Annotated in this window: 21 protein-coding genes; 13 read left to right on the forward strand and 8 right to left on the reverse strand. The window is 67.9% G+C overall.

The window, feature by feature from the left end; translation table 11 throughout:
• Positions 1–185: 185 nt before the first annotated feature.
• Positions 186–3,041 (reverse strand): LamG domain-containing protein, encoded by a 2,856-nt coding sequence (locus BLQ75_RS06130; protein WP_342028288.1) that lies wholly within the window; start codon positions 3,039–3,041, stop codon positions 186–188.
• Between the two features lie 619 nt (positions 3,042–3,660).
• Here BLQ75_RS06130 and BLQ75_RS06135 point away from each other — a divergent pair.
• Positions 3,661–4,149: an NUDIX domain-containing protein gene (locus BLQ75_RS06135; RefSeq protein WP_092599677.1), complete on the forward strand. Its 489-nt coding sequence runs from the start codon at positions 3,661–3,663 to the stop codon at positions 4,147–4,149.
• A gap of 44 nt (positions 4,150–4,193) precedes the next feature.
• Here BLQ75_RS06135 and BLQ75_RS23360 read toward each other — a convergent pair whose 3' ends face one another.
• From BLQ75_RS23360 to BLQ75_RS06160, 5 genes are all read right to left on the reverse strand, one after another.
• The gene (locus BLQ75_RS23360; protein ID WP_170837353.1) at positions 4,194–4,346 is read right to left on the reverse strand and encodes a hypothetical protein; all 153 of its coding nucleotides are present in this window, start codon (positions 4,344–4,346) and stop codon (positions 4,194–4,196) included.
• 437 nt (positions 4,347–4,783) lie between these two features.
• On the reverse strand, positions 4,784–6,064 hold the full coding sequence (locus BLQ75_RS06145; RefSeq protein ID WP_092599091.1) for a PIG-L family deacetylase: 1,281 nt from the start codon (positions 6,062–6,064) through the stop codon (positions 4,784–4,786).
• A gap of 416 nt (positions 6,065–6,480) precedes the next feature.
• On the reverse strand, positions 6,481–6,879 hold the full coding sequence (locus tag BLQ75_RS06150; protein WP_092599094.1) for an arsenate reductase ArsC: 399 nt from the start codon (positions 6,877–6,879) through the stop codon (positions 6,481–6,483).
• Between the two features lie 29 nt (positions 6,880–6,908).
• Positions 6,909–7,967, reverse strand: coding sequence for an ACR3 family arsenite efflux transporter (gene arsB / locus BLQ75_RS06155; protein ID WP_092599680.1), 1,059 nt, complete (start codon positions 7,965–7,967; stop codon positions 6,909–6,911).
• Between the two features lie 245 nt (positions 7,968–8,212).
• Positions 8,213–8,575, reverse strand: coding sequence for an ArsR/SmtB family transcription factor (locus BLQ75_RS06160; protein WP_092599097.1), 363 nt, complete (start codon positions 8,573–8,575; stop codon positions 8,213–8,215).
• A gap of 84 nt (positions 8,576–8,659) precedes the next feature.
• On the opposite strand from BLQ75_RS06160, the gene BLQ75_RS06165 reads away from it, so the two are divergent.
• The 3 genes from BLQ75_RS06165 (at position 8,660) to BLQ75_RS06175 (ending at position 12,987) form a co-directional block, all read left to right on the forward strand.
• On the forward strand, positions 8,660–9,106 hold the full coding sequence (locus BLQ75_RS06165) for an ArsI/CadI family heavy metal resistance metalloenzyme (RefSeq protein WP_092599100.1): 447 nt from the start codon (positions 8,660–8,662) through the stop codon (positions 9,104–9,106).
• 297 nt (positions 9,107–9,403) lie between these two features.
• Entirely contained in the window at positions 9,404–11,179 is a 1,776-nt protein-coding gene (locus tag BLQ75_RS06170; protein WP_170837354.1) for an NB-ARC domain-containing protein, read from the forward strand.
• Positions 11,180–11,592: 413 nt separating this feature from the next.
• Positions 11,593–12,987, forward strand: a complete 1,395-nt coding sequence (locus tag BLQ75_RS06175; protein ID WP_092599106.1) for an alpha-amylase — start codon at positions 11,593–11,595, stop codon at positions 12,985–12,987.
• A gap of 164 nt (positions 12,988–13,151) precedes the next feature.
• Here the strand turns inward: BLQ75_RS06175 and BLQ75_RS06180 are convergent, their stop codons facing one another.
• The gene (locus tag BLQ75_RS06180; protein WP_139182926.1) at positions 13,152–13,472 is read right to left on the reverse strand and encodes a hypothetical protein; all 321 of its coding nucleotides are present in this window, start codon (positions 13,470–13,472) and stop codon (positions 13,152–13,154) included.
• A gap of 451 nt (positions 13,473–13,923) precedes the next feature.
• On the opposite strand from BLQ75_RS06180, the gene BLQ75_RS06185 reads away from it, so the two are divergent.
• The 9 genes from BLQ75_RS06185 (at position 13,924) to BLQ75_RS06225 (ending at position 22,912) form a co-directional block, all read left to right on the forward strand.
• Entirely contained in the window at positions 13,924–15,081 is a 1,158-nt protein-coding gene (locus BLQ75_RS06185; RefSeq protein ID WP_244515278.1) for a Gfo/Idh/MocA family protein, read from the forward strand.
• A complete protein-coding gene (locus BLQ75_RS06190; protein WP_092599114.1) occupies positions 15,078–15,998 on the forward strand; it encodes a DUF6807 domain-containing protein in 921 nt (306 codons plus the stop codon). Before BLQ75_RS06185 ends, BLQ75_RS06190 begins: the two co-directional genes overlap by 4 nt.
• Before the next feature lie 9 nt (positions 15,999–16,007).
• The gene (locus BLQ75_RS06195) at positions 16,008–16,751 is read left to right on the forward strand and encodes a cupin domain-containing protein (protein ID WP_092599117.1); all 744 of its coding nucleotides are present in this window, start codon (positions 16,008–16,010) and stop codon (positions 16,749–16,751) included.
• Positions 16,751–18,058, forward strand: a complete 1,308-nt coding sequence (locus BLQ75_RS06200; RefSeq protein ID WP_092599120.1) for an ABC transporter substrate-binding protein — start codon at positions 16,751–16,753, stop codon at positions 18,056–18,058. Before BLQ75_RS06195 ends, BLQ75_RS06200 begins: the two co-directional genes overlap by 1 nt.
• A gap of 23 nt (positions 18,059–18,081) precedes the next feature.
• Complete coding sequence (locus BLQ75_RS06205; protein WP_092599683.1) at positions 18,082–19,032, forward strand: carbohydrate ABC transporter permease; 951 nt, start codon at positions 18,082–18,084, stop codon at positions 19,030–19,032.
• Between the two features lie 2 nt (positions 19,033–19,034).
• The gene (locus BLQ75_RS06210; RefSeq protein ID WP_092599123.1) at positions 19,035–19,901 is read left to right on the forward strand and encodes a carbohydrate ABC transporter permease; all 867 of its coding nucleotides are present in this window, start codon (positions 19,035–19,037) and stop codon (positions 19,899–19,901) included.
• A gap of 7 nt (positions 19,902–19,908) precedes the next feature.
• On the forward strand, positions 19,909–20,526 hold the full coding sequence (locus BLQ75_RS06215; protein WP_092599126.1) for a hypothetical protein: 618 nt from the start codon (positions 19,909–19,911) through the stop codon (positions 20,524–20,526).
• 96 nt (positions 20,527–20,622) lie between these two features.
• The gene (locus BLQ75_RS06220) at positions 20,623–21,774 is read left to right on the forward strand and encodes a Gfo/Idh/MocA family protein (RefSeq protein ID WP_092599129.1); all 1,152 of its coding nucleotides are present in this window, start codon (positions 20,623–20,625) and stop codon (positions 21,772–21,774) included.
• Between the two features lie 40 nt (positions 21,775–21,814).
• On the forward strand, positions 21,815–22,912 hold the full coding sequence (locus BLQ75_RS06225) for an ABC transporter ATP-binding protein (RefSeq protein ID WP_092599132.1): 1,098 nt from the start codon (positions 21,815–21,817) through the stop codon (positions 22,910–22,912).
• Positions 22,913–23,039: 127 nt separating this feature from the next.
• Here BLQ75_RS06225 and BLQ75_RS06230 read toward each other — a convergent pair whose 3' ends face one another.
• Positions 23,040–24,071, reverse strand: coding sequence for a LacI family DNA-binding transcriptional regulator (locus BLQ75_RS06230; protein WP_092599135.1), 1,032 nt, complete (start codon positions 24,069–24,071; stop codon positions 23,040–23,042).
• Between the last annotated feature and the right edge of the window lie 334 nt (positions 24,072–24,405).

Here is a 24,405-nt window from a genome sequence, read left to right on the forward strand (position 1 = left end):
GCGGATCACCACCGAGGCGGACGTAGGTACCGGCAACTGCTTGCGACACAGGTGTTCTCACGAACCGCCCCACTAAAACCAAAAACCTGGTCAAGAATAGCAACCGGTGGAGCACTACCGCTGAACGGCACGTGCCCCACCGGTCACCGCTGACGCGAATTCGTTTCTGAAATTGGATTCAGAACTCAGTTCGTCCCGTAGGAGTCGTGCAGCGAATAGATGCGGTCACCGGACAACTTTGCGGAGTAGAGCCGGACGTCGTCCACCCTTCCTGTCCAGGAATCCCCATAGGAACCAGAAGTCCTACCGCGACCGAGCTGCAGCCCACCGGTTGCCTGCCAGGTGTTGTTCACCGTTCCGTCACTTATCCGACTGCCGTCCACGTAGAGCCACAACTTTCCTGCATCAGCATCGTAGACCCCGATCAGATGAGTCCAGGTGTCGAGTTCAGGCGATCGAACCGACTCAGCGGCCGAAGTCACCCGCGCCGATTCGGTGTCCGATTCGGGCATCTCGAAGAACCACGCACCCAAGGGTCTGTTGATGTCCCGGAAGTACCCCAAACGGAACTTACTGGTGTTGACGCCGTCCAGACTCACCGCGATCGACCTCCCCTGCTCTTGGCTGGAGAGGTACACCCACGCCGAGACTGTGAAGCTCTCGTCGGTACGCAGATCGACCGCCGAGGTCGAGACGTAGTCACTGTCGCCGTCCAGCGAGACCGCATTACCGGAACGGCCCGGAACGAAGCTGGCATCACCGTGCAGCGTTCCAGCACGACCGCCGATGGAATCGGAGGCGGTGTCGCCGCCGGACTCGTTCATCCGCAGCTTGTGCACCAGATCCGGCTCACGCGCGGCGATACGCTCCGGCTCACCCGCGTAGAGCGCCCGGCTGTAGAGCGCTACGTCATCGACGGCTCCCTGCCAGAAAGCCGTCTGCTCGCCTCCCAGCAGCCCACGTCCGATCGCCATTTCACCCGGCATACTCGATGCGGCGGTGTGCGATGCGGACCCCGCTGAGGATCCGTTGACGTGCAGGCTGATCTCACCGCTCCGTGCGTCGTGAATCCCGATCAGATGAGTCCACACACCCTGTCGCGCGGCTTTGTCGTCCGTGACACGCTTCGATTCACCACCTGCTCCGCCCATGGTGAAGCTCCACAAGCCCCCGCTGGTCAGTTCCAGACGGAACCCACTGGTGCTGTCTCCATCCTGCGAGAGCACTACACGACGTTCGCCGATCCGCTCCGGCTTGACCCAGGCCGACACGGAGAAGCTCCTCGTGGTGTCCACCGCGTTGGGAACACCGACGTACTCCGAGACCCCGTCGAGTCGAATGGCCTGATCATTCGGCTCCGGTGTGATGCTCCGTCCGCTTTCCCACTCAGGGTCGCCGTGTATCGTTCCATCGAGCCCACGGACGGATTGATCGGTGACGTCTCCGTCCAACGCCCAGGAACCAGCCGTGACTTCGTCGGCCATGACGATGTCACGGATCTCATCACCCCGCAGTACACGACCGTAGGTGCACAACTCGTCCACGGCACCCGGCAGATATCCGTCCCAAGCACCGGCATGCTTGGCTCGGCCGACCTCGAACCGCCCCTTGTCCGGATGCCAAGCGGCTCCGAATTCGGCGACCCCGGCCTGCTCACCGTTGACGAACAGCCGGGCCTCATCAGCCGCCGCATCATAGACGCCGGTCAGATGAGTCCACACCCCGAGCCTCGGTGGCCGCTCGGAGGAAACGGTGACGCTCGGGGCATCGTCGTCACCATTCGCTCCCCGCAACGTCCAGTTCCAACTGTCCCGTTCGGCCCCCGAGTACCCCAACTCGAACACGGCCTTACTCGGACTGTTCTGACTGGCCAGCGTGACGGGGTCAGTAGTTCTCTCGTCAAGTCTCACCCATGAGGAGACCGAGTACGAAAGGTCAGTGCGTACCGGTCGTTTCGCCGCGACCACATGATCATCGGTTCCGTCCAACCGTAAGGCCGCTCCCCGCGCGCCCTCGGTGTAGTTGGCCCCACCGTGCACTGTGGCTGGTTGTCCACCGGGGATGCTGTTCGGCACGGTCGTGGCATCATCGCCCTGATCGAACTTCCAATACCCGGTACGTACGTCATCCGCGACGACCTGGGCACGAATCTCGCCACCGGTCAAGACGCGATCGTAAGCCCGTACCTCGTCGACAGCGCCTTCCCAGTACTCAGCGGCGGCACCGTCGTTCCGCGCACGTCCGATCGCCAGCTCACCTTCGGTCACCACATCGCCGGTATAAGCCCGAGTGGAAACCAGTGAACCGTTGAGATAAAGCCTGATCTCGTTCGCAGCCCCATCGTGGACACCTACGAGGTGTGTCCACTGCTGCGTAGCGACTGGCGACTTCGAAGTGACGGAGGCTTGAGCGCTTCCGCCGCCCGCAACATCCGAACCGGGCATCCGGAAACACCAGTTCCCCTCGGAAGTGACTTGTAGCCGGAAACCACTGACCACTTCACCATCCTGGGAAACCGCCGTTCTGGGGCTACCGTCGACTTCGTCCGGCTTCAACCATGCGGAGACGGTGAAACTGGCGTTGGTCGGGAGGGTGTTCGGTGCGGTCACATGGTCGGCGGTTCCGTCCAGGCTCACCGCTCTCTCCATCGCACCGGGCTGCCATGAAACCCCTTCGCGTGCGGTTCCGTCCCGTCCTCCGAGCGAGGACGAGTCGGTCACATCACCGTCGAGTCGCCAGTATGACGCCGGGCCATCACCCGAGCGAACATAGAAGTGGTGAGCAGCGACTGGACTGCGGTTGCCGGCCGCATCCGCGCTCTGCACGTACAAAGTCACCGCACCGTCAGTGGGCGGGGTCAACGTGACTGTGGCATCACCCCCTTCTGAGTCCGCGTCCACCCTGGTAGATGGCGGCTCCTGAAATCCGTAGAAATAATGGTCGACATCGGCGACTCCGGCGGCACTGAACGTGAATTCACCAGGCACATCCGTGCCACCGTGCCAACTGTTGTCCGCTTGATAGAGCGGTGACGAAACCATCGGTGCCGTATCGGGGGCGATCTGATCCGCCAACAGATTACCGCCGTGCACGGCCGCCGGCCTTTCCGAGGAAATAGGCTCGGCCGCGGCGGCCCGTGCGGTGGCACCGGCCGATTGGCTCAACGGAGACCCCAGTACCGCGAACACCAGGAGAGTTACCCCCAGTGATCTGAACGGGCGTCCCGGACGGGACGTTCGCACTCGACTACCTCCAACGCGCTGCTCCGCCTCGCCGGTGGCGGGCGGTTCAAGACAAACCAGCACACAGCATCGATGCTGCCAGAAACGCGAACAATGCTCACTTTGAGCAGTGCGAACAGGACCGTTCGGCGTAACGAAACCGACCGTCGGGTCGCTTTACAGGAGATTCACCTCACGAAGTTGCCGATCCGTGATCACGAGGACACACCCGCGTTATCCGCGCGAGGAGGCGTCCCGACCGAGACACGACGACGCCACGGAGCAGCACGGCGGCGAAGCCGCCCGCCGCCGGGAAGAGCACCACACCGGATGGGACGACACGACGCGTAACCACACCGTGAAGCGAAGCGACGAGGAAGCAACGCACGCGCACCGCCACGACGAGGTGAACACCCCGCGGCACGTAGGCTTGTCCGGCATGACGCGAGAGCGCACGTCCCAGCCGGCGGTACGGATCCAACGCCGGTCCGCCCGGGCCATCCTGATCGACGACGAGGAGCAGCTGGTGCTGCTGCGCCGCACCAAACCGGGCACGGCCCCCTACTGGACCACGCCCGGCGGCGGACTGGAGCACGGGGACGCCTCGCTGGAGGCCGCCATGCACCGCGAGATCGCCGAGGAGATGGGAGCCACCGCCACCGGCGCCAAGCGCGTGTTCCTGAGCAGCACCGCCCGCTCCGGCGGCATCACCGTGCAGCACTTCTTCGTGGCACGCCTGACCGCCATGGACGAATCCGTGCGCCACGGCCCGGAGTTCGACGACCCCGGTCGCGGGGAGTACCGGGCGGAACGCTTCGACATGCGCGGCGGGACACTGGCCACGATCGACCTGCGCCCGGCCCCGCTGCGCGAGTTCGTGCTCGCCAACCGCCTGGCCCTGCTGGCCGAGGCGCTCTACACCGACTGATTACCGACTTCCACCGCGAACCCCCGGTGTCGGGCGGCGACCGCCTACCGCTGGGAAGTCAACGAGGACAGCGACGGCAGCTGTTCGAGGAAGACCCTCACCGACTCGGCCGCCTGCCGCAGCATTTCCAACCCCTGTCGCACCGCCGAGGCGGCTTCGGCGGGTGATTCCTTGATCCACCACACCAGCAAAGCCACCGCCAGCAGCGAAAGCAGCCCCTTCAGCGGAGTTCCCTTCTCCCGACGAGCTCCTGACAGGACCCAGTGTGCTTCCCACGAAGCGGCTCCGCGCGCTGGAATCCGCGCCGCACGCGCGAGAGCGCCCGGAAAGCACGACGAACTCCCCGCTCACGGGCTCAGACCAGCCAGAGCTGCCGGGCGGCCAGCAGCGCCGCGCCGTGAGGCGGTCGACCGCCGTGCCCGACAGCGTGGTGAACAGGCAACCGGCCAGGCCGAGCACCCACAACGCGTGGCAGGCGAACCGAGGGCGGCCGCTGCGGTGAGCAGCGGGAACAGCAGCGAAGCAGCTGGGCGCCGCCCGCCGGGCAGGCCACGGCTCCGATGACGTTCTGCGAGCGCCGCGCGGCGGCCCGCGCGGTGATGTACTCGAACCCGACGTAGCGGTTGACGTACTGTCAACTCGCACCGCTGACCCGAAGCAGCTCCAGCGGTTCCGCGTAATGCTCCCGGGTGAAACGACTCCAGTAGCGCGCGGTGGCCCGCAGCAGGTCCTCCCGCGGGTACGCCCGCCTACTGGCCTGCGAGCCGTGCGTGTGGATGGAGGCGAGTTTGGCCTCCAGGTCCTCCTCGCGCAGCCCGGCGAACCGGTTCGGCGCGAACTCCACCGTGGCCGAGGGCGACTGGTAGCAGGCGAACCGCTCCACACCGCGCGCGGCGGAGACGGTGGCCCGGTAGACGGCTCGGTGGTCCTGGTGGGTGTCGTTCTCGGAGTGGACGAGCACCACGTCGGGCTGGACCCGCCGCACCGCCCGCTCGATCCGGCGGACGGTCTCGACGTCGTCGAGGATGGCGCCGTCGGGCAGGTCCTCCAGGAGGAGCGTCGCGCCGAGCGAGTTGATGGCCGCGTGTGCCTCCCGGACCCGCTCGTCCGGATCACCACCGACCGCGCCGTGCGACATGGTCAGCACGGTGACCTCCCAACCGGCCCGCACCCGGCGGTGGATGGTTCCGCCCGCCCCGATCTCGGCGTCGTCGGGGTGGGCACCGACCACCAGCATCCGGAACGGTTCCCGGCCACCGCGCGTCTCCTCGTGGTCCTGCTGCCGGTCCCGCAGGGCGCGCAGCACGGTCTCGGCCAGCTCGGCTCCGGAAGCCTGACGGGTGACGATCTCGGAGGCGCGCCCGCGCAGCGCGCTCACCGCCGAGGTGGTCGAGATCTCGTCGGTGGTGAGCACGAACGCCGTACCGGGGAACTCGTGCCTGCAGGTGTTGAGGAACTCGGCGAGCCCCTCGGGATCCGGCTCCAGCTCCCGGTCCCACAGCGCGACGTGCCAGCGGCTCTCGGCACGGGGACGGGTCCGCAGCACGGTGCGGAACTTCTCGCGGTCACCGGCCTCGACGACTTCCCGCGCACCGTACTCGCGCAGCAGCTCGGCCGTGCGCCGCCGCAGCCCGACATCGTGGTCGGCGACGACGATCCGGAGCCCGACGAGGGGAGTCTCGCCCTGGTCCAGGGCGGAGTCCGGCGCGGTGGGGGTCTCCTCCCCCGGCGCCGGGGCGAAGATGATCTCGTGCGGTCGCGCCGTGGCGGAGTCCGGTGTCTCGACGTCCTCGGTGTGCGCCTGCCGGGAGCTTTCGACGCCGACCGGGTGCCAGCCGGGCTGGCGCGCGGACTCCCGCTCGGGGAGTTGTTCATCGGAGGTGGGGCGTTCGACGTCCCCCGGATGCTCCACCATTCGCCGAGTGTCACAGCACTCGCTGGGGTGCGCACGGCAAGCCGCTGCGGGCACGCTGGGCCCGGTGGCGCTCGGTTCAACGCCGGGAGATATCCCCCTCGTCGAGAAACGAGGCGACTCGCTATTAGATTAAATGTCCGAACCGGGACTTCAGAGGGACCGCACTCGGAAATCGTCACGGTGACGAACCAGAGCGACAGGTTCCCCGGCTTCCCGAGGGCTGGACCCGCTCACTCGTCGGCGCGTGGGCCCCTCGGCGGGAAACCACCGGGGCGCGAAGACGACCCCGCCTCGGCCTCGCGGGTGGAGCGGACACCGGGGTGACACCGGTGGGGTCGATTCCTCGGCGGTCGGCCCGCACACCCTCGTACGGGCCGGAAGGGGCGAACCAACGAGATCCACCCCGTTCCCCGGCCTCACATCAGCTCGGTCAGCAGCCGCCGCACCCGGGCGTCGATGTCGTCGCGGATGGGACGGACCTCATCGACGGTTCGGTCCGCCGGGTCGTCGAGGTCCCAGTCGAGGTAGCGCTTGCCCGGGAACACCGGACAGGCGTCCCCGCACCCCATGGTGATGACCACGTCGGAGGCTTCGACGTCCTCTGTGGACAATTTCTTGGGGAACCGGCGGGAGAGGTCGATGCCGAGCTCGTTCATGACCTCGACGACGGCGGGGTTGACCTCCTCGGCGGGCGTGGAACCGGCCGAGCGCACGGCCACCCGCCCCCGGGCGTGGTGGGCCAGCAGTGCGGCGGCCATCTGGGAGCGTCCGGCGTTGTGCACGCAGACGAACAGCACTTCGGGGATGGTGGGCACAGGATCTCCTCGTAACCTGTCGGTGGCGGTCACTGCCGGACGGACTCGGCGACAGCGGTGGAGGAAGCGGCGGGGTCGGGAGCGAACCAGCGACGGGCGGCCAGGCTGACGTAGACCAGCGCGATCAGGACGGGCACCTCGATCAACGGGCCGACCACCCCGGCCAGGGCCTGACCGCTGGTGACGCCGAAGGTGGCCACGGCCACCGCGATGGCCAGCTCGAAGTTGTTGCCCGCCGCGGTGAACGCCAGCGTCGTGGAGCGCTCGTAGGACAGGCGCAAGCCCTTGCCGAGCGCGAACGTGCCCGCCCACATGACCACGAAGTAGACCAGCAGCGGCAGCGCGATCCTGGCCACGTCGAGGGGTTGGCTGGTGATCGCCCCGCCCTGCAGCGCGAACAGCACGACGATGGTGAACAGCAGGCCGTACGGGGCCAGCGGTCCCACCCGGTTCAGGAAGGTGGACTCGTACCAGGCACGGCCCTTGACGCGTTCTCCGGCCCGCCGCGACAGGTAGCCCGCCACCAGCGGGACACCGAGGAAGATCAGCACCGACTGGGCGATCTGCCAGGCCGAGACGTCCAGCCCCACCTGGGCCAGTCCCAGCCAGCCGGGCAGCACGCTCAGGTAGAACCACCCCAATCCGGCGAAGGCGATCACCTGGAACACCGAGTTCAGCGCCACGAGCACGGCCGCTGCCTCGCGGTCACCGCAGGCCAGGTCGTTCCAGATGATGACCATGGCGATGCAGCGGGCCAGCCCGACGATGATCAACCCGGTGCGGTACTCGGGCAGGTCCGGCAGGAAGGTCCAGGCCAGCGCGAACATCACCGCGGGGCCAACCAGCCAGTTGACCACCAGCGAACTGACCAGCAAGCGCCGGTCACCGGTGACGGTGTCCAGCCGGTCGTAGCGCACCTTGGCCAGCACCGGGTACATCATCACCAGCAGCCCGACGAAGATCGGCAGCGACACCCCGGAGACCACGTGCAGCGAGTCGAGCGCCGTGTTCACCCCCGGCACGAATCGGCCGAGCGACAACCCGGCCACCATGGCCGCACCGATCCACACCGGAAGGAACCGGTCCATCACCGACAGTCGTGCGGCCACTCCCGCCGCCGACCGCTGAGTCGTCTCCGACACTCGTCACCTCGCACTAGTCCTGGTCACACTCACGACGGAACTTCGTTCGACCGATTCGGGAACACTCACCCCAAAACCCTCGACGGCTCCAGGAGCACTCCGCCGCTCGACACGTCGAGGGCGCGGCCCGACGGCATGACGGGGCCGCGATCCTCACCCACAGCGGTACCGGAGCCGCTCCACCGGGCCGCTCAGGCCGATGTGGACGCCGACGGGGCAGGTCCCAGCACGGCCGCCAACCGGCGCAGGGTCTCCGGCAGCACCCGGTAGTAGACCCAGGTACCCCGACGCTCACCGGTGATGGCACCGGCCTCGCGCAGCACCTTGAGGTGGTGCGAGATCGTCGGCCCGGACAGTTCGAACGCGCCGGACAGGTCGCACACGCACGCCTCCCCGTCCGCGTGGGCGGCGATCAGCGACAGCAGCCGCAGTCGCACCGGATCCCCCAGCGCCTTGAACACCGAGGAGAGCTCCGCGGCCTGCTCGGCCGACAACGGTTCCCCGGTCATCGGTGAGCAGCACAGCCCCTCGTCGTCCCGCACCTGATTCGACATAGCTCTATATTGACAGCTGTCAATTCAGGGCGCAAACTGCGAGCCGTCAGCTGAATAGACAAACATCTAATCAAAGGAGTGGTCATGTCCCGCGTTCAACTCGCCCTGCGAGTCGCCGACCTGCAAGCATCGATCGACTTCTACACCAAGCTGCTCGGTACTGAACCGGCCAAACTGCGGCCCGGATACGCCAACTTCGCCGTCGCCGAACCCCCGCTGAAACTCGTGCTCCTGGAAGGCGACGAGGGACAGGACACCGTGCTGGACCACCTCGGCGTCGAGGTCGCCGACGGCGGCACCGTCCACGAGGCCACCCGGCGGCTGTCCGACCTCGGCCTGTTCACCAACGTCGAAACCGACACCACCTGCTGCTACGCCACCCAGGACAAGGTCTGGGTCCACGGCCCCGGCCGCGAACCCTGGGAGGTCTACACCGTCACCGAGGAATCGCCCACCCTCAGTGGCGCCGAGGACGGCGACGAGCGGAGCTCCTGCTGCGGCGTCACGGCCGCTGCCACGACCGACGGCTGAGATCCCGACACGGATCCGGGACGGCGTCCGGCAGCGGTCACCTTTCAGCGCGCCGGCGCGGCGGCTTCCCGGGAACTCGCCGCGCCGGAAGCCGCCCGGCTCACGCGCGTCGCGGCACAACGACCGCGACCAGCGCGGAAGGAGATCGCCCCGATTTCCGGACTCGCCGGTGGAAGTGCTTGTTCGAGACCGCCGAACACATTTACCTGAGAGGGAGACGAACGGCGGGGTTGTCCCGAGTGACCGGTTGCTCGTACGGGCGGAGTCGGATGTATGCCACGAAGTGTGGAAACGAGCGTGACAGGGGATGTCCCCGCGGCGGACATCGCCCCCCACGACGCTGCCAACAACACGGTCCGCACCGACAGACCAACGGCGACCCCGGCCGAGACCTCGGAACCGGTCATCCACGAGGGAGGCGGCGGTGGGGCTCCCCGACTCGCCCCGAGCCGGGTGGGCATAGTTCCACTCACCCCTCATCAGCTCCCCCCACCTCCCGAGAGCTTCGTCGGCCGGGTCTCCGAGCTCAACCGCATGGAGGCGTGGCACCGCGAGGAGTCCGAGCGGGCACTGGTCATCGCGCTCACCGGCCCCGGCGGCATCGGCAAGACGACGCTGGCCTGCCAGTGGTTGCGGCAGTACGAACGCAGGTTCCCCCACGGCCAGCTCTACGTCGACGCGGGCACCCGCTCCGCCGAACACCCCATCGCGGCGGCGGAGCTGCTCGGACGACTGCTGCGCGCACTGGGCGTGCCCGCCGAGCGGGTTCCACTGGAGATGTCCGAACGCCTGAGCTGGTACCGCTCGCTCACGGCGGGGCGTTCCCTGTCCGTGCTGGTGGACAACGCCGTCTCGACCGCGCAGGTGCGGCCGCTGCTGCCGGATTCGACGACGAGCACGTTGCTGGTCACCAGCCGCAGTCACCTGGTCGGTCTGACGATGGAGGGCGCGCGGTTCATGGAGCCGGCACCGCTGAACGCCGAGGAGGTGATCCAGCTCCTCTCCCACAAGCTCGGGCGTTCCCGGGTACTGCGCGAGATGGGCAACGCGAGACTGTTGGCCAAGCTGTGCGGCGGCTCCCCACTGGCCGCCACCGAAATCTCGGCGTGGCTGGCGGCCCGTCCGCACCGCTCGCTGGCCCACGCCGCCAACCAACTGCGGGAGCAGCGTCAACGCCTGGCGACGCTGCCCCCGAGTGACGACTTCTCGGCACGCTCGGTGGTCGACATCTGTTACCGGGGACTGTCCTCACCGGCCGCCACGCTCTACCGGCGACTCGCCCAGCATCCCAGAGGCGACCTTCCCGTGGAGCTGACACGGCACCTCGCGGGAATCGAGGGCAGCGACTGCGAGCGGGCCTTGGCGGAACTCCGCGACGCCAGGTTGCTGGAGGCGGACCCCGAGCGCTACTGGTTCCACGATCTCGTCCTCGCGCACGCCCGGACCATGAGTCTGGTGGAGGATTCCCCGCCCACCAGGCGACGGACACTGCACAGCGTGATCGACTGGTACATCGGCCGAGCCGTGGAGGCCGACCTGGTGGTCACCCCCCGACGCCCCCGGTTCGGGCAGCACTACCCGCACCGGTCCAACGACTGGCCGGTCTGGGACGGCCCCGAAGCCGCGCTGGACTGGTTCGAACGAGAACGGGGCAATCTGCGGGCCGTCATCATCGAGGCCCACCACAACCAGTGGGACGAACCGGTCTGGCAACTGTGCGAAGCGATGTGGGGGTTCTTCTTCCACCGCAAGCACTACCGCGACTGGATCGACTCGCACCGGCTCGGGATCGAGGCAGCCTCCCGGCTGGGACATCCGCTGGCGGAGTCGCGGCTGCGCTGTCAACTCGCCTTCGCCTATCTGGACCTGGAGCACTTCGAAGCGGCGATGGACGTGTGCCTTCCCGCGCCCCGACTGCCCGAAGCGGGCGGCGACAGTGCCGAACTGGCCGCGACGCTGTCCGAACTCACCAGCGCCGCCAGGCGAGGCAACGACGAGAGCGCGCGGAAGGTCGTCCGGTTCTCCGGCCCGGTCCCGCCACGGGAACGCGTCTCGCCCCGAAGCGGTGGGTGAGCACCGCATCCGGTGATCGGACGGTCTCCGCGGCGAGTCGGCTTCCGTCACGGACGGCAACGGGCGAGGACCATCCGGTTCGGACGGCGGGAACGATTCTTCCTGACCGAGAACCGACCGTCGGCGAGCCCGCCTGACGAGCCGGCTCGGCGCACGCACCGACGGTGCCGCTGTTCGCGTCCGCCCAGCCCCTCACAGCCAGCGGCGACCCCGGCCTCAGGTGCCGTGGAAACCCGGAAACCGGGCGAATATTCGCACGTCAAAAAGCAAGATTTGTTCAGATATTGACTGGACGCGGTATTCACCGCATCGTTTCGGCACTCCGTTACACGACGGAAAACGCAACGAAAACAAGATCTTTTACGCGACGCGGAAGTTCACCAACGCCCCGTTCCCGCCGCTCCGGAGGAATCATGCTTCGAAAACCCCTGGGCGCGGCACTCGCCTTTCTCGCGAGTGCGGCACTGGCCGTTGCCGCGCCACCGCAGTCCCGAGCCGACTTACCGAGCGACAAGGACGTAACAGCCGTGCTGTTCGAATGGGACTACGCTTCGGTGGCCGAGGAGTGCACGAACCGGCTGGGTCCGGCCGGATACGGCGCCGTACAGGTTTCCCCACCTCAGGAGCACATCCGGGGACCGCAGTGGTGGACCTCCTACCAGCCGGTGAGCTACCGGATCGCCTCTCGCCTCGGCGACCGCGCCACCTTCGCCGAGATGGTCGATACCTGCCACGCGGCTGGCGTGAAAGTCATCGCCGACGCGGTGATCAACCACATGTCGGCGGGTTCGGGAACGGGGACCGGCGGTTCTAGCTACGAGAAGTACGACTACCCCGGAATCTATTCCCCCTACGATTTCGACAACTGCACGTCCCGGATCAACCAGTCCGACTACACAACCGACAAGTGGCGCGTGCAGAACTGCGAACTGCTCGATCTCGCCGATCTCGACACCGGTGAGGAATACGTGCGCGGACGTATCGCCGCCTACCTCGACGACCTGTTGTCACTGGGAGTGGACGGTTTCCGCATAGACGCGGCCAAACACATGGCCGCCTCCGACCTCGCCGACATCAAGTCCCGCCTCGACGAACCGGACGTGTACTGGAAGCAGGAGGCGATCCACGGCTCCGGTGAGGTCGTCTCGCCCACCGAGTACCTCGGAACCGGCGACGTCCAGGAGTTCCGCTACGCCCGTGACCTCCAACGCGTGTTCGACGAGGAGAAGCTCGCCTACCTGAACAACTACGGTGAGGGCTGGGGCTACATGGACTCCTCCCGGGCAGCCGTCTTCGTGGACAACCACGACACCGAACGCAACGGTGACACGTTGAGCTACAAGGACGGCGCGAACTACACGTTGGCCAACGTGTTCATGCTGGCCTGGCCCTACGGCTCACCCGACGTGCACTCGGGCTACGAGTTCAGCGACACCGACGCCGGACCGCCCAACGGCGGAACGGTCAACGCGTGCTGGCAGGACGGTTGGAAGTGCCAGCACGCCTGGCCCGAGATCGAGGCGATGGTCGCCTTCCGCAACGCCACCGACGGCACGAGCGTCACCGACTGGTGGGACAACGGCAACGACGCCATCGCGTTCGGACGCGGCAGCGAAGGGTTCGTGGCCATCAACCACGAAACCACTTCGCTGAGTCGGACCTTCCGGACCTCGTTGCCCGCGGGCGAGTACTGCGACGTGCAGCGTGACACGCCCGTCACGGTCGACTCCGATGGTCGGTTCACCGCCACCCTCGGACCGAACACGGCACTCGCGCTGCACGCGAACGCGCGAAGCTGCGGGAGCTGAGTCCGTCCGAAAACCGACCGACCGCCTTCTGCTGACTCTCGAGCAGGCTCGGCGATTCCACTTCACCGAGCCGGTCGGGATCGTTCGTCACCGAAACCGACATGCGTGCGGTGGAGCCGACGCGGCGTTGCGCTTCACCGCACCGCTTTCGGTGTTCTCGGCCGTCACAGTGGATCTTCGAGTTCCTCTTCCACCACCGTCTCCACCGCGTCGCCGATTCGTTCGAGTCGTACGTGATAGCGCTCGAGGTTCTCGCCGTCCTCGCGGGCCAACAGTGGCCCCTCGACGTCCTCGTCGAGCATCCGATCCACGACCTCCGCGGCTCGACGTATCCGGCACGGATCCCCGTGGATCGTGAGCCGGTAACTACCGGGCCCCTCGGGCAACACGAAAGGGCCCTGGACACCGATCGTGATCTCGTCGACGATCACTCGACCGGTCGGGATGTCGAGCACGGTCCGGCCGAGCATTTCCAGACCTGTCATCGCAGGTTCCGAACCGGTGAAAACCAACGTCACCGGCGCCAATGTCTGCTCCGTCCGCAAATAGTTCTCCCGGCCGTCACTTTCCAACACACCACTCTCGTCGGCTTGGTGCAGGTCGATATCGTGGTTTTCGACGTGGTCACCGCAGAAGCCGATGAGCCCCCGGTCGGGCGAAGCCTCGACAAATTCCGGTAAGGGTTCCATCCGAGACATTCTGCGACACCACCACAGGCACTTCATCGGACGGCACAACCGCCGCACGCTCCACTGCTACGACTACCGGCGCTCCTCCGGGAACACCGATCTACGCGCCCTGACGGAGTCGAACCCCGGTCAGCGGACACTCCGGCTCCCGGCGACCTCCCAAATCGACCGTCCCCCTTGTGGTCGGCGTTACAACCGGGTTAATGTCTCGCAACACGAGAAAGCGCTTTCCAGCCTTCCGGTCGAGGTGAGAAGGCCTCGACGCACCAGAGAGGAGAAAGCCACGTCCCCCACCGACCACCGCCTGCGCGCCGCGATCATCGGTACCGGCGCGGTCGCCACGCACCACCTGACCGCGATGTCCGAACACGCCGACGTCGAGCCGGTGGCAGCAGTCGACCTCGCCCCCGAACGGCTGAACGCCTTCCTGGCGAACCATCCCGGCCCACGGGGCTACACCGACATCGACGAGATGCTCGCCACCGAGAAGCCCGATCTCGTCTCGGTCTGCACCCCACCCGCCTCCCACGTCGACCACGTCACCCGCTCGTTGCGCGCCGGGGCGTGGGTGTGGTGCGAGAAGCCGCCCTGCCTGTCGCTGGCCGGTTACGAGGAGATGATCGCCGCCCAGGGAGAGCACGGCCCCTACGTCTCCTTCGTGTTCCAGCAGCGGTTCGGCTCCGGCGCGCGGCACGCCCGCGAGCTGCTGGACGCGCACGAGCTGGGCACGCCCCTGGTCGCGCACTGCCAGACCACCTGGTACCGCGACTCCGAGTACTTCGCCGTGCCGTGGCGCGGCAGGTGGGAGACCGAGGGTGGCGGTCCGACCATGGGCCACGGCATCCACCAGCTCGACCTGCTGCTGCACCTGCTCGGCCCCTGGACCGAGGTGCGGGCCATGACCGGACGACTGTGGCACGAGGTGGCCACCGAGGACGTCTCGACGGCTCTGGTGCGGTTCGACTCCGGTGCCATGGCCACCGTGGTCAACAGCGTGCTCTCGCCCGACGAGGTGAGCAGGATCCGCCTGGACTGCTCGGAGGCCACCGTCGAGCTCACCCACCTGTACGGGCACAGCAACGCCGACTGGCACTACACCCCCGCACCGCACGTCACCGACGCGGCACGGATCGAACGCTGGCGCAGCCCGGCGCACGACGAGCCGAGCTCCCACGGCGCGATGCTGCGGCAGCTGGTCGCGGCGGTGCGCGAGGGACGACGTCCGCCCTGCGGCGAACAGGACGGCCGCGGGATTCTGGAGCTGGTCACCGCGCTGTACAAGTCCGCCGCCACCGGCCGAGCGGTGCGCTCGGGCGAGATCGGCCCCGACGACCCGTTCCACGCCGTGGTCCACGGCGGCGCTCCCGAGAAGCTCACCGGCGACGGAGAGGCCGACCGCTCATGAGTCATCCGATCATCGTGACCCACCGGCACGGCGAGAACATCACGGTCTCGGCCGGAGGGACCGAGATCCTGACCTACGTGTACAAACCCGACCCGGTCGAGTACGAGTCGCGGAAACCCTACGCCCACCCGCTGCGCACCCTGGCCGGAAACACCGTGACGGGATACCGCCCGAATGACCACCGCTGGCACAAGGGCCTGCAGCTGACCGCCAGCCACGTCTCCGGCCAGAACTTCTGGGGCGGACACAGCTACGTCACCGGGGAAGGCTACCGCGAGCTCCCCGACCGGATCGGCTCGATGCGGCACGAGGAGTTCGAGTCCATCGACGTCGCGACCGACGAGATGCGTCTGGTCGAACGACTGCGCTGGCTGCACAACGACGGAACCCCCTGGGCGCGGGAGCACCGCACGATCCGGGTGCACTCGGTGACCCCGGAGCGGGGCAGCTGGGCGCTCGACTGGTCGATTCGGCTCACCAACGTGCGCGACCGGCCGCTGCGCTTCGGCAGTCCGACCACGGCCGGACGCGAGATGGCGGGCTACACCGGCCTGCACTGGCGCGGCCCCCGCGACTTCACCGGAGGCACCGTGCTCGGCCCCGACGGCGCCTCCGGTGAGGAGGAGATGATGGGCCGCCGGGCCCGTTGGTTGGGCTTCGTCGGCGAGCACGACGGGGTCGACCGGCACTCCACTGTGGTTTTCGAACACTCCCCGGCCAACAGCGGGGCCATTCACGAGTCCCACTGGTTCGTACGCTCGAACCCCACCCCGGCCGTGGCGCTGTCCTGGGCGTTTTTCGAGGAGTTCGAACTCCCCCCTGGACAGGACTTCTCCTACACCTATCGAATCCTGCTGGCCGACGGGGCCCGTGATCACGAACGGATCGAACGAGAACTCGACGAGCACTCCTGGTAGGAGGTCGGCATGACCGAAGACCGGCCGATACCGCTTCCCGGAGCGATCGGCATATCCCATGTGGACTGCTACGACTGGCCCACCGACGACGGGCTCGGCGGCGGAAGTCCCCACCTGCACCTGGCGTGCACGGAGGCCTACGTGGTCACCCGGGGCGAGGGCGTGGTGCAGACCCTGAGCACCGCGGGATACCGGGAGGACGAACTGTCCCCCGGGGCGGTCGTCTGGTTCGAACCGGGCACGGTGCACCGCATGGTGGGTCACGAGGCGCTGCGCGTGACGGTGTTGATGCAGAACAGCGGACTGCCCGAGGCCGGTGACGCGGTGTTCACCTTTCCGCCGAAGATCCTGGCCGATCCGGACGCCTACGCCGAGGCGGCCACGCTGCCCGATGGCCCGGACGCCGAGGCGGCCGCCCGACGCCGCAGGGATCTGGCCGTGACCGGTTACCTGCCGCTGCGGGACGCGCTGCGCTCGGGAGACCCGGAACCGCTGCGCGAGTTCCACCGGGCCGCCGCGGCACTGGTGACCCCCCGGCTGGACCACTGGAAGAAGCTGTGGCGCGACGGCGCGCTGGCAGCGGCCGAACGCACCGGTGCCGGGCTCGACGCGCTCGCCGAGGGCGACGTCTCGGAGCTGGCGAGCTCGCGGGTGCGGCTGGCGCGTCCCTCCCGGAGCGGTGGCCACGGGATGTGCGGGTGGCGCGACGAGTACGAGATCCCCGGCACGACCGTCGCGTACGGAGGCGAGTGATGCGGCAGAAACCCCCGAGAGCCCCGGAATCGACCAGCGCCGGGAAACTCACCGTGGTGACCACGGCGTTGCTGCTGCTGTGCGGCCTGCTCGCGGGATGCGGCGCGAAAGCCGACGGCGCGCCTGGCGGCGAGATCGAGCTGCAGTTCAGCTGGTGGGGCAACGCCGACCGCGCCGAGGTCACCAACGAGGCCGTCGAGCTGTTCGAACGCCGCAACCCCGGCATCGAGGTGCAGACCTCCTTCTCCAGCTACAACTCCTACATCCAGAAGCTGGCCACCCAGGCCGCCGGTGGTAACGCTCCCGACGTGATGCAGCTGGACTACCGCCAGATCAGCCAGTACGCCTCGGCGGGGCTGCTGCTCGACCTCGACGACAGGCCTTCGATCAGCACCGGCGAAGTCACCTCGGCGATGCTGCGCACCGGCCAGTCGAACGGCGAGCAGTACGCCATCCCGATGGGACGCACCTCGCAGGTCATGGTCTACGACTCCGCGCGGTGGCGGCGGGCGGGAGTGCCCGAGCCGGAGTTCGGCTGGACCTGGCGGGACTGGAGCCGGGCGATGCGCCAGCTCGGCGAGGCCACCGACAGGACCGGCGCCACCGATCCAGGCTGGAGCGAGGACTGGTTCGAGGTGTGGCTGCGCGGGCGTGGCAAGAGCCTCTACACCGACCGTGGCGGGCTGAACTACGACGCGGCCGATCTGGCGAGGTTCTGGCGCACCACGAACGAGCTCAGCCAGCGGGGCGCGGTCAGTCCGGCGCGGCAGACCACCCAGATCGACGGTTCGGCGGCCAACATGCCGTTCGGACGGGGCAACGCGCTGTCCGGGTTCACCTGGGACTCAGCCGTCGGTGGTTTCCAGGCGCTCATCGGCGACAGCCTGCGGCTGGCCCCGCTGCCCGTCGGTCCCGACGGCACACCGGGGCAGTACTTCAAGCCCTCGATGCTCGTCGGTGTCTCGGCCGAAAGCCCCCACCCGGAGGCGGCGTCGAAGCTGGTCGACTTCCTGATCAACGATCCCAGAGCGGGCGAGATCCTGGGCGTGAGCCGAGGGCTGCCGGTCAACCGGACGATCCGGGAGAAGATCACGCCCTCGCTGACCGGGCTGGACGAACGCATCGCCGAGTTCCAGGAAAGCCTGGACGGAAAACTGCTCGCCCCGCCGAGCGCGCCACCGCAGGGAGATCTGGCGCTGCAGACCGCCTTCCAGCGCGACTACGACCACGTCGGCTTCGAACTGCAGTCACCCCGGAAAACGGCTGAGCAGTTCCTCACCAACGCGAGATCGGAGCTGCAACGTTGAACGTCGAAGCACCTGATCAACAGGTGAGCGCACCGCACCCGAGACCGACCCCGGACAGCGCGGCAGCGGAATCCACCGCCAAGCGGAACCGGCCACGACGGCGCGAGGGGGCCGCCTGGGTCTTCCTGTCGCCGTGGCTGCTGGGAGCGGCGGTGCTGACGCTGACCCCCATGCTGGTCTCGCTGTACCTGTCGTTCACCGAGTACGACCTGTTCACCGCTCCGAAGTGGGTGGGCCTGGACAACTACGTCCACATGTTCACCTCCGATCCCCGCTACTGGAGATCGGCGGTCAACACCCTGCTGTACGTGCTGGTGGCGGTACCGCTGCAGCTGGCGCTGGCGCTGGCCGTCGCACTGGCGCTGAACTCCATCGGACGCGGCAAGGGGTTCTACCGCTCGGCGTTCTACGCCCCCTCGCTGCTGGGCGCGAGCATGAGCATCGCTCTGGTCTGGCGCGCGCTGTTCAACGACGGCGGCACGGTCGACGACCTGTTGTCGACCTTCGGGATCGACATGGGCGGCTGGGTGAACCAGCCGGGCTGGGCACTGCTGGTGGTCGCGCTGCTGACGATCTGGCAGTTCGGCGCCCCCATGGTCATCTTCCTCGCCGGGCTGCAGCAGGTCCCCCACGAGTTGTACGAGGCGGCCGAGGTGGACGGTGCCGGCCGGGTACGGCGGTTCCTCTCGGTCACGCTGCCGATGCTCTCCCCGGTACTGTTCTTCAATCTGGTGCTGCAGACCATCCAGGCCTTCCAGGTGTTCACCCCGGCCTTCACGGTCAGCGGCGGACGCGGCGGGCCCGCCGACTCGACGCTGTTCTACACGCTCTACCTGTACGACCGCGGATTCACCGCCTCGCACATGGGCTACGCCGCGGCGATGGCCTGGGTGCTGCTCGTGGTCATCGGCATCGTGACCGCGCTGCTGTTCCGCAGCTCGCGCTCCTGGGTCTTCTACAACGATAAGGGGTGACGATGGTAGCCGTCCGAGAACCCGTGCCGAGACGCCGCGTCGACTGGGGACGCGTCGGACTGCACGTGGGCTGTCTGGCCGCCCTGCTGGTGATGCTCTACCCGCTGGCGTGGTTGATCGCGACCTCGTTCAAGCCCGCCGACGAGGTGATATCGAGTCTGCGGCTGCTGCCGAGCAGGCTCGCGATGAGCAACTACACCACCGCGCTGGAGGGCGTCGGCGGGGTGAGCGTGCTGCGGCTGATCGGCAACTCGCTGATCATCTCCACCGGCGCGGTGCTGGGCAACGTGATCAGCTGCTCGCTGGCCGCCTACGCCTTCGCCCGGCTGCGGTTCACGCTGCGGGGCCCACTGTTCGCGCTGATGCTGGCCACGATCATGCTGCCGCAGCACGCCGTGCTGATCCCGCAGTACATCGTGTTCAACCAGCTGGGCATGGTCAACACGTTCTGGCCGCTGGTGCTGCCGAAGTTCCTGGCCACCGACGCGTTCTTCGTGTTCCTGACCGTGCAGTTCATGCGCGGCATCCCGAAGGAGCTCGACGAGGCCGCCACCCTCGACGGGTGCGGTCCGTTCCGGACATTCTTCCGGATCATCCTGCCGCTGAGCAGGCCCGCCCTGATCACCACCGCGATCTTCACCTTCATCTGGACGTGGAACGACTTCTTCCTGCAGCTGATCTACCTGTTCGAGCCGGAGAAGTTCACCATCACGTTGGCGCTGCGGTCCTTCGTGGACACGTCCAGCCAGTCCGCCTACGGCCCGATGTTCGCCATGTCGGTGATCGCGCTGCTTCCCATCGTGCTGTTCTTCATGGCCTTCCAGCGGTTCCTGGTGCAAGGAATGGCCAGTTCCGGGGTGAAGGGGTGATCACCGCATGACAGCCACCACGGACGCCGGCGGGCAGCGCGGCCCGTTCGGGGCCGGTTTCGAGCTGTTCGCCGACATGCTGGGGATAGGTGTGGCCACCACGCTGGCCTCGCTGCCGGTCGTCACCGCCCCGGCCGCCGTGTCCACGGCCTGCGGGCAACTGCGGGCGCGGTCCGGGGGACGCCGCTCAACCGACGGCACCGGCTACTTCCGGGCACTGGCACGACGGCTGTGCGGACCACGTGGTCCCGCTGACCTGCTCGCGGGAGCGGTGTCGGTATTGGTGGTCGCACTGCTGGCCGTCGACGCCCTACTGCTCCGTAGCACGCGAGGAGTCATCCCCGGAACCGGAATCGTCACGGTGACGCTGATCCTGCTGACGGCGAGCCTGGCGGCGCTCTGCCTGCGCACGGTGGCGCTGCCGATGTCCGAACACGGCTGGCGACCGGCCCTGCGGCTCGCGGTGCGGGCGAGCGCACTGGATCCGTTGGGCAGCGTACTGCTCGTCATGGCAGTGGCGGTGGCGGCCCTGTGCGTGTGGATGCTGCCGGTGCTGGCCGTGCTGATCCTCGGCCCGCTGAGCCTGGCCGCCACCGCGGTCCAGGCACGATCTCCGAACCACTGAGCCAGCCGATTTCCCTTCCACGGGGCCGCGGAGAGACCTGCCGGTCGGCGTGGCCCCGCCGTTTCCGATCCGACAAACAGAGGAACACGATCACACATGTCGCAGAAAACGCTGCGTATCGCGCTCAACGGCGTCACGGGCCGCATGGGTTACCGGCAACACCTGTTGCGGTCCGTCCTCGAACTGCGCGACCGGGGAGGCATCGAGATCGCCGACGGCGAGCGGGTGGCCGTGGAACCGATACTGGTGGGACGCGACTCCGCCAAACTCGCCGAAATGGCCCAGCGGCACTCGATCGACGAGTGGAGCACCGAACTGGACACGGTACTCTCGGACGAGTCGGTCGACGTCTACTTCGACGCCCAGATCACCTCCGCCAGGGAGCGGGGAGTTCGCGCGGCGATCGCGGCGGGCAAGCACGTCTACTCCGAGAAACCGGTGGCCGAGAGCTCCTCGCAGGCCGTGGAGCTGGCCAGACTCGCGGAACGGGCCGGCATCCGGCACGGCGTGGTGCACGACAAGCTGTACCTGCCGGGACTGCTGAAACTGCGCAGACTGATCGACGGCGGCTTCTTCGGCCGGGTGCTGTCGGTACGCGGCGAGTTCGGCTACTGGGTCTTCGAGGGTGACTGGCAGAGCGCGCAGCGCCCCAGCTGGAACTACCGCGCCGAGGACGGCGGTGGCATCGTCTCGGACATGTTCTGCCACTGGCACTACGTGCTGGAGAACCTGTTCGGGCGGGTGGACTCGGTGACCGCCAGAGCCACCACCCACATCCCGACGCGCTGGGACGAACGGGGCGAGGCCTACGAGGCGACCGCCGACGACTCGGCCTACGGGATCTTCGAGCTCGCCAACGGGGTGATCGCCCAGATCAACTCCTCGTGGGCGGTTCGGGTCAACCGCGACGAGCTGGTGGAGTTCCAGGTCGACGGCACCGAGGGCAGCGCCGTAGCCGGACTGCGCGGCTGCCGCGTGCAACACCGTTCGATGACTCCGAAACCGGTGTGGAACCCCGATCTCCCCACCGGTGAGCGGTTCCGCGAGCAGTGGTCGCAGGTCCCCGACAACGAGGAGTTCGAGAACGGTTTCAAGGCCCAGTGGGAACGCTTCCTGCACGACGTGCTGCGGGACAGGCCCCACCCGTACGACTTCTTCGCGGGCGCGCGGGGCATCCAGCTCGCCGAGGCGGGGCTGCGTTCCTCCCGGGACGGACAGCGAGTCCCGCTCGAAAGTCTCGAACGGTGACCCAGGACGAACCGCGAACAACCTTCCGAAAGGACGATCGATGTCGCGAGTGACCTATCACGACGCCGCACGTGTGTTCTCCGGCAGCTCGCCCGTCCGCGCGGTCGACGGCTTACGGCTGACCGTCGACGACGGCGAGTTCCTGGTACTGGTGGGCCCGTCCGGTTCCGGCAAGTCCACCGCGCTGCGCATGCTGGCGGGCCTGGAGGAGATCGACGAAGGCAGCGTGCACATCGGTGAGACCGACGTGACCTCGATGCCTCCAAAGGCCCGTGACATCGCGATGGTCTTCCAGTCGTACGCGTTGTACCCGCACATGACCGTGGCCGAGAACATGGGGTTCGCCCTGAAGCTGCGCCGGGTGCCCAAAAAAGAGGTACGGGAACGGGTGGTCGAGGCGGCCGAGCTGCTGGACCTGACCGACTACCTCGACCGCAAGCCCAGAGCACTGTCGGGCGGGCAACGCCAGCGCGTGGCCATGGGCCGCGCCATCGTGCGCGAGCCCTCGGTGTTCCTCATGGACGAGCCGCTGTCGAACCTGGACGCCAAGCTGCGGGTGGAGACCCGTGCCAACATCGCGGCGCTGCAACGGAGACTGGGCACCACCACCATCTACGTCACCCACGACCAGACCGAGGCCATGACGATGGGCCACCGGGTCGCGGTGCTGGCGGGCGGGGTGTTGCAGCAGTGCGACACCCCCAGGGAGCTCTACGAGCACCCGGCCAACGCCTTCGTGGCCGGGTTCATCGGCTCCCCGGCGATGAACCTGGAAACCGTGCCGTTGACCTCGGAGGGTGCCCGGCTGGACGACCTCACCCTGCCGGTCTCCCGCGAGGTGACGGCCTCCCTCGGCGAGAGCTCTGAGGTCACCGTCGGCATCCGTCCCGAATCGCTGCGGCTGGTCTCCGATGAGCCCGAGAGCCTCGCGCTGCGCGTGGAGCTCGTGGAGGAGCTGGGCGCGGACTGCCTGATCCACGGCCGCACCGCCGTGGACGGCAAGCGGCTGATCGTGCGCGCGGACGGGCGCAGACCACCGTCCCTGGGCGAGACGGTGCGCGTGGTGATACGCGATCCCGGCGAGATACACCTGTTCGACGCCGCGAGCGGCGCGCGGGTGGAGCGGCCCCACCCTTAGGGTGGCTCGCGAGCCCCGAGGCGGAAGGACCGGTGACCACGGGACACCGTGGCCACCGGCCGGTCCTGCCGATTCCCGCCGGGTGCTTCGGGGAGCTCGGCGCGAGGGTGCCTCAACGCAGCGGCCCTCAGCGCAGCGGCGGAGTACTGGCGCGAACGACGACCTCGCCGCGGAACCGGCGGGTGCGGGAGCGTTCGGCGGGCTCGTCGAGCAGGAAGCCCAGCGCCTGCTCGCCGAGGCGTTCCAGCGGGATCCGCACCGTCGTCAACGAGGGCCACACGTCCCGCAGGCTGGCGATGTCGTCGAACCCGGCCACGGCCAGCTCGTCCGGCAGCCGCACCCCGCGATCGCGAAACGCCGACAGCGCCCCCACCGCCATGACGTCGTTGACCGCGAACACGCACTCGGGCTCCCGGCCGCGCTCCAGCAGCTCGGAGGCCGCCTCGTAACCACCGTCCCGGGTGAACTCGCCGTTGATCACGTCACGAGCGGCCACCTCGACCCCGTGGCGGCGCAGCCCCTCCCGGAAACCGACCAATCGGTCCCGGGCGGTGAGCAGGTCGGCGGGACCGGCCAGCACGGCGAACCGCCGGTATCCGAGGGCCACCAGTTCCTCGGCCAGCGCACGTGCCCCGCTCCGGTTCTCGACGATCACGGTGTCGGCGGGCAGCTTGTGCTGCCCGATGGCCGCCGCTCTTCCCCCGGCGGTGGTGTAGGCCTCCAGCTCGGCCCGCAGGGCCTCCAACTGCTCCTCGTTGGTGGTCCGACTGCCCACCAGCACGATGCCGCGTGCCTGCTGGCTGCGCAGCGAGGCAACATATTCGGCCTCCCGCTCGAAGCGGCGTTCCGTGCTGGCCAGCGTAATGATCAATCCGTGCGGCTCGGCGTTGCGCACGATGCTGGCCGCGATGGTGGAAAAGTACGGATCGGAGATGTCCGGCACCACCAGACCGACGACGTCGGTGCCACCCCGCGCCATGGCCTGCGCCGGTGCGCTGGGTGAGTAGTCCAGCTTCGCGGCGGCCTGACGCACTCGTTCCCGCAGTTCCGCACCGACACTGCGCGTACTGCCGTTGAGAACCCGTGACGCGGTGGCCAGTGACACCCCGGCCTGGCGCGCGACGTCGACCAGGTTCACCTTGCCCGAACCGCGCGGCATCGGTCCTCCCTCACTTTCGGGTCATTCGATGCTACCCGCTGGAAAGCTCTTTCCAGCACGCTCCCCGGAGGTTTCTTGCGTTCCCGGTAGGTTCCCCCTAAGCTCTTTGGAAAACGCTTTCCTAATTGCTGGCAGATGTTTCCCCCTTCGCATCGGCGGACGGCGTGGCACCCGACTCGGTGAGCGCCGGAACGACCGGCACCGCCGCGGAACTCCACGCCGCGATCACGCGGGGGCGACCCCGACCCAGTCCCAGCCGGTGCCGGGTCGGCCCGAAACGAGAGCCACGGGAGGTTCCACCAGAACGGAACCTCCCGGCACAACCCGAACAGAA

The sequence above is a fragment of the Actinopolyspora xinjiangensis genome, from assembly GCF_900104475.1.
In the GTDB taxonomy this organism is placed as follows: Bacteria; Actinomycetota; Actinomycetes; order Mycobacteriales; family Pseudonocardiaceae; genus Actinopolyspora; species Actinopolyspora xinjiangensis.